The following is an 8,165-nucleotide window of genomic DNA, read 5'->3' on the forward strand; positions in this document are numbered from 1 at the left end:
CTCCGCATCACTGGAGTTCCACTCCACCCCGGAAGCCAACGCGGTGGAGGTGTCGTCGCTGTAGACCGCGGTGGCGGTGAAGGTGTGGGTACCACCGAATTCCAGCACCGGAGGCACCGGGGTCAAACGCACCGCCGTCAGCACCCGTTCATCGGAGTCCGGAGGCTGCATGACTGGGTGATTGAGAATGAGCGCTCCCCCCAACAGCACTGTGACGAGCACGGCGAGAAGATGGAGAGCCCAGACTCGGATTTCGAGTTGCCGCGTCCCCGTCCGCAAGGACGGCTCGAACGCAGGAGGAGCCTCACGGAGGCGGTTCCTGGCCACGCTGCTCAACTCCCGCCGAAGCTCCGGGTTCATGACGGGCCGCCGTCCTGGAGTGCACGGTCCAGGAGAACCTGAGCCGTGCCCAGAGAGTGAGATATATCGACCGGCGGTCGCTGCGTGAGCTCCGCTATCTGCGCAACCGTCAGACCCCCGAACTCATGGAGGACGAACGCCGTTTTCTCCTGAGGGCCCAGAACCGCCAACAGGTTGGTGGCCACCACGCGGCGGTGGGCGTTCAGCATCTGGACGAACACGCACAGGACGTAGATCCGCAGGGCATCCGGGACAACCGGGCCGCGCCAGCCTGTGGCGGCACGGCTCCACGCTGCCTCGAGTAGCCGTGTGGCCAGGGCAGGATCATCGCACAACAGATGGGTGGACATTCCCAGATCATCCTTCTGCGTTGCGAAGGCCTGCCGCAGCTCGTCCTCACGGTTGCGCAGGGCGGCGGTGATCTTCACACCGGAGGGGAAACCACACTCCACCTGCTTGATGATGGGAAACAGAATGGCGATCAACAGCAGTGTCAGGCCCAAGCCGATCATCCCGAGTCCTGCCAGGGTGGGGGTGCGCATGCCTACGATGACGGCCCCGACCGCAACCACGGCCAGCAGGACACGAGCCGGTGTCAGAGCTGCGCGGAAGCGCCGAGGAGGTAGATCGCACATAGACCAGTCGCCGTCTCCCTGTAGGCGGTGCCACGCTCTGCGTGGCGTTTCGAGGGCTACAAGCATTGACGACGGCTCGTTACTCGAGCATTACCGGCACATTGGAGCGGCCAGTCCTGGTGACTCGGCGCCGCCGGTGGTGGCACCCCGAGTATCCACGGGAATCGAGTAGGACAATCGATGTGCACGCTCCCAAGAGAAGCCGGCCGGATCGATGCCCGGGGCGCAGATCCGTCAGAAACCTTCATCCGACCTGCGCCACCGGAGTGGGGCGGAACCACGTCAGGGCGGTCCCGTTCGGCCTACTGCGCCTGCGGAGCCGCGGACCGAACTCCGTCGTCGGGAAGGCCTTTTGTCCGGGTCAGGTCGGTGCGGCTGAGGTCGACTCCGCTGACATTGGCGTCCGAGAGGTCCGCCTCCGTGAGGTCGGCGTCCGAGAGGACCGCTCCTCTGAGATCCGCCCCGCTCAGGACCGCCCCCTTCAGGTACGCGTTCGGCATTTTCACGCCCCTCAGATCCGCTGCCCGCAGATCGGCGCCCTTCAGGTCCGCGCCACTGAGGTTCGCGCTGGTCAGATCGAGTCCGTGGAGAACGGCCGCTCTCAAGTTCACCTTGATCAGCACCGCGCGCTTGAGATCGATCTGGGAATCCGGCCATCCGAGGCGTGCTTCGCCGGCGCGATGAGCACTGATAACGGAGATGATGGCGTTGCGGACCTCTCGATCATCGCCACCGTGACCTTCCTGCCCGTCGCCCGGGCGTGGCCTGCCGCGCAGGTAGGAGCACATCACCTTCACCGACACATCCCGTTGACCGTCCAACCCGTCCACCTGCCACTCATCGGCCAAGGCCGCCAATGCGTAGATCCCCGCCAGGCGCACGGTCTCGTGCTCGCTCGACAACTGCTCGGCGGCGGTGGAGTACCTGTCCTGTCTGGCGGACAAGACCTCGCGTTCGTGGGTGTCCTTAGCAGTGCGCTCCATGGTTTCGCGAGTCCTCATCGAGGCCCTGAATCCCAGCAGCGCGCCGATGCCCACGATGCACCCACCGATCACGGTCGCCCACGGCTGCGACAGGGCTGCCAGCGCATCCATCACGACTCCCGGACCCGTTGTGGTGTTGCCGCGAGGACAGACACGAACGCGGCGTCTCGCCGATCGGCTCTGCCGCTCTGGAAACGGACCTGCCGACCCCGCTGCCGGCCCTCGGTGGAGGTCAGGATTCGTTGCTGCATCTCCGGGGACTTCTTTCGATGGTGTGGGGTACTCAGTACAGGGCAGGCTGCGGTACTGGAGCGTTACTACTGGTGCCTGGCGCACCGTCGCGGGTCTCGGGGACGACCCGGTGCCGCCCCTCCCTCTCGACCGCCAGAGCGACTGTCCGCCGGGCCGCCTCGGTAGGACCTCCGGCAGTAACGCACCGATGACGGCCACGCGGGACGATGGAGACATCGGTCCGGGCACCGCCTATGCCCCGGGCACGCTGAGGAGGGCAGTGCAATGGTGGCAAGAAGCAATCCGCGGGATCCCGCCGGGCGCGAGGACGAGGACGTTTCAAACGTCGTCTACGCCGCGGACATCGACTCGGGTGTCCTCGGCCCGGTCGATGTCTCCGAGCTGGCCGATGAGCAGGTCCGGCAGGAGGAGTACGAGCCCAAGAGCGAGGACGAGCCCGAGCCGGGACGGGAGCGGGACAAGGTCCACCCGGGAGTGCGCTCCTGGTTGGAGAGCCGGACGGGCGAGGAGCAGGACCAGGTCGTCATCGTCTTCGACGATTCGATGGTGGTCCCGCGCTTTCCCGAGCCGGCGACGGACGAGTCCCGAGACGGTGAACGCAACGACTCCCTGAGCCGGCGAGCCCAGGATCTTGTTCAGTCCCTGGAGGCGGAGCGCGCAGCGGACTACGAGCGCCTGGAATCCGAGCTGTCGGCCCTGGACGTCAGAGTGGTCGAGCGGTTCTGGCTCATCAACGGCGTCGTGGCGGAGCTGCCCCTCGCGTCGGTGGGGCGAGTGGCGGAGCGCGAGGACGTGCTGTCCATCGAACCCCGTGTCTCCGGCGAGGACCCGCCACAGAACGAGGTGGACGACGGGCGGGCTCGGATCAATTCCGATCCCTACTTCAACCTCGGCCAGACCAGCGGCTGGATCGGCCTGCTCGACACGGGCGTCAGGTTCAGTCACACGCTGCTGACCAACCCTTCGAACGTCGCTCTCCGCCGGGACTGCATCAACGGCGGCGCCGACTGCAACACCGGATCCAACCTCAATCCCAACGACGACTGCTGGAACCACGGCACGTCCTCGGCCGCCATCATCGTGGCGAACAACAATCAGGGCAACGACTTCCGGGGCGTCACCGGCCTCACCCTAGACAGCTTCAAGGTGTACGCCACAGCGTCACCGTGCGGCGGACTCGACACGGCAGCAGCAGTTCGTGGCTTCCAGACCGCGGTCCAAGTGCTCGACCGTGTCATCGTGGCAGAGATGCAAGGAAGCGGTGACCATCTCAGTGCCATCGCCCGAGCCGCCGACGCGGCCTTCGACGCCGGTGCCGTGGTGATCGCCGCCAACGGGAACAACGGCCCCAACGCCGGCACCGTGAACTGCCCCGCCAATGCTCGGAAAGCCATCGGAGTCGGGAGCTTCGACGTGCAGACCCTGCAGCAGGCGCCCAGTCAGAGCAGGGGTCCGACCGCTGACGGCCGGATCAAGCCGGATGTCCAGGCACCGACGAACACCGAGACCGCCAGCAACGCTTCGGACACCGCGCGCCGCGTCTTCGGGGGAACCAGCGGTGCCACGCCGTACGCCAGCGGGGCCGCCGCCTTGATCCGCAACTGGCTGCGCGGCACGAGTTCCTCCATCGATCCGGGTCAGGTGTACGCGTTCCTCATCCTGTCCGGTCAGACGCCGGCCTTCAACAACACCACGGGAGCGGGCCCCCTGCGGCTCCCCACCGATGGCAGGGCGTTGTGGGGAAAAGCGACCGTCGGCCATCACGCGACGATCGACATCCCGTTCAGCATCAGCAGCGCATCGGCGAACACGTTCGACGCCGCCCTCTGGTGGCCCGAGTCGGGCATGCACAACGACATCGACCTGAGCGTGGTGGACCCCTCCGGCGCGGTGCGGGCATCCAGCATTTCCGCTGTCAGTGTCTTCGAGAGGTGCCGTGTCGCAGGCGCCACCGCGCCGGGCACCTGGCACGTCCGCCTGCGCGGCTACAACGTGCCCGCCGGGACACAAACGGTGTACTGGGCGGCCCACGTCCGCTCGTGACAAGCCGTGGTCGTCGACATCTACCGCGGACGCGCCTGGTACGTCGAGCGCGGTGAACCGGAAGCCGATCACACCGGCGTCCTGGACACGGCACCGGCCGTGACGGGCCCCGGCAACTGGCCGTCCGCGGAGTTGTTCGTCCTGGCAACGGAACGCGGGGACATACCGGTCTACGCCGCCGGGGTGGCGAACCTGCTGAGACCGCTGGTCGGGCACCGCCTCGGCGTCAGGGGAAAAGTGATCGACGTGAGCCGCGAAGGAGGCGACCGCGAACTATGGCTGGGAAGCGTTCTCTGGGTCGCTGAGGACTGATGTTGTGATTCACCCCCTACCCTGCGAAATATCGGCTCACCGATGGACACAGCGAGATCCCAGATCACCTATCAGGAAATCCTCAAGGAGCCATTGCAACATCGAGTCGAGGACAAACCGTCGCTGGTCTGTTCATCCCGATACTCGTACGGTGAGTCCAACGTCGGTTGCATGGCGTGGTGCGAATCACGAAAACAGGCATGATGTTCGGTGCTGCTGGACAAGGTCGGATGGTGCAGGCATGGGGCTACGAGATGATGAAGCGGTGAAGGCTGACGGGTTGGCCGGCAAGGTGAGCCTGGCCGACGCCATCGAAGCGCTACGGGCCGAACTGACCAAGGCAATGAATTCTTCCCCGGAAGAGGGAGTTCAGTTTCGGGTAGGACCAGTAGAGCTGACTGTGGAGGCGGCAGTGACCACCGCCGGTGAAGGCAGCGCCGGCATCAAATGGTGGCTGGTTGAAGCCGGTGCCAAGGCATCCCGACAAACGGTGAGCACCCAGACCTTGCGCCTGACGCTGAATCCGGTGCAGACGGTGCGCGAAGATGGCATGCCGAAGAATGTCGATTTGCAGATCTCGGACACCGACCACCGGCCACCGGTCTCAAACGCTCAGAAGTTCGAGGAGGCAGATCGAGAACCGGCCTAGCAGCCGGTGGAAACTGAGTCCGCCTCGAGGAGGCACCTATGGATTCCCAGCGCATAGCCTTTATTGCGTACCAGCACCCGGACGACCGCGAGGGAGAATACTCCATCGGCTCTGGCCTATTGATAGGCCAAGGGCTTGTGCTGACCGCAGATCACGTCGCCAACGGAGCGCACCATCGGGTGGCGGTTCTGGGGCAGGGATTCAAAGCCGAAGTGGCAGTACGCTCTCACGAGCCGAGCGTCGATTTGGCTGTACTGAGGTTGTGCGATTACCCAAAAGAGTCACCTTCGTTCACATCTCACTACGCCAGGGTTGGTCGGGAAACGCTTGCGGAAATTACCGGATGTCGATCCGTGGGATTCCCCCGACTGAAGAAGGACAAGACGGGAGCCCGGCGGGGTGTGCAGGTAACAGGAACGGTTCCTACATTCGAAGGAACAGTCGTGGCCCAGGATGGGGTTCTCGTGCCCGGTGTGCTTACCCTGAAAATCACCGACGCGACCGCCAGGGACGCTCCAAGCGACGTGCCTGAGCCCTCAAGCCGGAGGAGAGCGAAAGGTCTTGTGAGCCCTTGGGGCGGAATGTCAGGAGCAGCGGTATTCACCGCCAACGATAATATTTTGGGCGTCATTCGTCACCACAACTACACCGAGGGCACGGCTGCTCTGGCCTTGACCCCAATTTCCGATATTGAACGTCTCCCCTCAGAGATCTCCGAACGGTTCCGAGCCGCGCTAGGACTCCCGCGCACAGATGACATGCTGACGGTGCCGGACGAAGGCCCGTTGCTGCGTGATCAGTTCTTGGTGCTGCTGAACAACAAGGACTATCAAGTCTTCGAGGGTCGTCAACACGTCAATGATGTCATAGAGACATTCTTGGCCAGCTCCGGGGGCATCATGGCCGTCACCGCCCCGGCAGGCGTTGGCAAAACGGCTTTGCTGGCACACCTGGTCCGATCCAGCCCCGACCGGTACGCCTACCATTTTTTCACCGGTCGCTACGACACAGGTAAATGGATAGGTGAGACAAATTTCCTGAAGTCTATTCTTCAACAACTGGATCCCGTGCATGCGAAAGGATTATGGGACGAACAGGATCCCTCGAGACTGCGTGCCCGATTCAGGGCACATCTCGCGCCCTCGCGGCCACCTCCGACAAAATGCATTCTTCTCGACGGCCTCGATGAAATTCAAGGATGGGACCCTCGCGACTATCTTGGCGCCCACGTGCCTCCGGGCACGCATGTGATCGTCTCGATCCGAGACACGGGACAAAACTGGAGATCCCAGTACGGCATCGCCCACGCCGACCAGTTACCCCTTGAGGGCCTCGACCGGAATACCGTGAGTGCAATCTTTGCCGCCACCGGACAGCATGCTGCTCAGCTGATCCAGGAGCCAGAGGCCCTCGATACTGTGGTGAGCAAGGCCGCCTACATGCCAGCGGATACGGAAAATTTCACTGGGCCACCAGTGCACGGGGCCGATCCGTTCTACGTACGGTTACTTGCCGAGGACGCTGAAGCGCATCACTATACCCTCGACCAATTGAAGAACGAACCGGCTGGCCTGACTGGATACCTCGACGAATGGTGGGAAGCACTACGCGCCCTGGCAAAGGGGAAATCCATAGGGAGACTTTTTGAGCTCATGACCGCGGCCAAAGGGCCTCTGTCCAGGACTGACCTGGTGGCCCTGCTCCCCGACCTTTTTGACGATCCGTGGGCGACGGACACCTTTGACGATGACGTCCTACCATCAATTCGACGCTTTGTTTCAGGAAACGACGAGGGTGGGTACTCATTGGCCCACCCGAGATTGGGCAACCACCTTGCGCACGGGGTCCTGGCATCACGGTTGAATGACGCCCAGAAGTACCTTCTGGAGTACTGTGAGGACTGGCACCAAAATTCGAGCCAGTACGCCTTGTCCTATCTTCCCTTGCATTTTGCAGACACGAAGAATCACGAGCTGCCTCACCTGTATTCCGACATGCCATATCTGGAAGAAGTGATTATTGAACAAGGAGTCGACCGGCTCACAAGGACAATGCGGACGGTCCTGCAGGGTACCAAGCTGCCGGATCATGTCACCGATGCCTTGTACTCCTTACTGCGGCTCTTCGAACTCGAGGCTCCACGGCTGCGCCAGCCGTACCCTATTGGCACCGCTGGCTATGTTGCCCGCCAGCTCGCACTGCAGTCGTTGGCAGTGAACAATCACGACTTGCTTCATCGCGCACAACTGAAACTTGTGGGCCTTCACTCCGGCCAGCTTGTTCCTCGGTGGACGACTGAGCGTACCGATTCGGCGCTGCGATTCTTCTTGAATGACCTCATGGGTTCACGGAAATTGTTGGCCGTGGCGGGCGATGGGCATCGGGCATTTACAGCTTGTCGGGATGGGTCGTTGCGCATGTGGGATCTTGGCACCGGACAACAGGAGCACATCGTCAAGGGCCATGCCACTGAGACGGTGACGATGACTCGGGACGGCTCCCAGGCAATGACCGGCAGCAGAGACGGGACATTGCGGCTGTGGAACTTCAGAACTGGAAGCACGACGCAGATTCTCCAAGCTCACTCAGGTCGTGTGTTGGCAGTGCATCTATCAGACGATGGATCCCGGGCAGTGTCCGTCGGTTCGGATGAAACAGTACGGTTATGGGACCTGAAGACTGGGCAACAGCTGCACGTTGTGCGGGGCCACAGCACTGAAACGGTGGCGATGATTCCGGACGGTTCCCGTGCAGTGATTGCCAGGCGGGACGGGACGTTGTGGATGTTAGCGATATGGGACCTGACTACCGGACAGCAGGAGCACATACCGGAAGTCCACCGCCGTGCAGTGCGAGCAGTAGCGATAACGCCCGACGGATCCCGGGCAGTGACCGGCAGCGAGGACGGCACGGCCCGGGTCTGGGACCTCA

7 protein-coding genes are annotated in these 8,165 nt (G+C 63.1%); 4 read left to right on the forward strand and 3 right to left on the reverse strand.

Annotated features, from left to right (window positions below):
• The 3 genes from ACFU0Y_RS06335 to ACFU0Y_RS06345 form a co-directional block, all read right to left on the reverse strand.
• Nucleotides 1-222 (reverse strand): hypothetical protein (locus ACFU0Y_RS06335; protein ID WP_380213609.1); only part of this gene is annotated, 222 nt, incomplete at its 3' end.
• Nucleotides 223-356: 134 nt separating this feature from the next.
• Complete coding sequence (locus ACFU0Y_RS06340) at nt 357-902, reverse strand: RNA polymerase sigma factor (protein ID WP_380213610.1); 546 nt, start codon at nt 900-902, stop codon at nt 357-359.
• 395 nt (nt 903-1,297) lie between these two features.
• Nucleotides 1,298-2,089 (reverse strand): pentapeptide repeat-containing protein, encoded by a 792-nt coding sequence (locus ACFU0Y_RS06345; protein WP_380213619.1) that lies wholly within the window; start codon nt 2,087-2,089, stop codon nt 1,298-1,300.
• Between the two features lie 405 nt (nt 2,090-2,494).
• Between ACFU0Y_RS06345 and ACFU0Y_RS06350 the strand changes: the two genes are divergently transcribed.
• The 4 genes from ACFU0Y_RS06350 to ACFU0Y_RS06365 all read left to right on the forward strand — a co-directional run.
• On the forward strand, nt 2,495-4,273 hold the full coding sequence (locus ACFU0Y_RS06350; protein ID WP_380213611.1) for a S8 family serine peptidase: 1,779 nt from the start codon (nt 2,495-2,497) through the stop codon (nt 4,271-4,273).
• A gap of 6 nt (nt 4,274-4,279) precedes the next feature.
• Nucleotides 4,280-4,585: a hypothetical protein gene (locus tag ACFU0Y_RS06355; RefSeq protein WP_380213612.1), complete on the forward strand. Its 306-nt coding sequence runs from the start codon at nt 4,280-4,282 to the stop codon at nt 4,583-4,585.
• A gap of 265 nt (nt 4,586-4,850) precedes the next feature.
• On the forward strand, nt 4,851-5,234 hold the full coding sequence (locus ACFU0Y_RS06360; protein WP_380213613.1) for a trypco2 family protein: 384 nt from the start codon (nt 4,851-4,853) through the stop codon (nt 5,232-5,234).
• A gap of 38 nt (nt 5,235-5,272) precedes the next feature.
• On the forward strand, nt 5,273-8,165 hold a 2,893-nt coding region (locus tag ACFU0Y_RS06365), incomplete at its 3' end, for a trypsin-like peptidase domain-containing protein (protein WP_380213614.1).

Source organism: Kocuria sp. NPDC057446 (assembly GCF_042802875.1).
GTDB lineage: Bacteria > Actinomycetota > Actinomycetes > Actinomycetales > Micrococcaceae > Kocuria.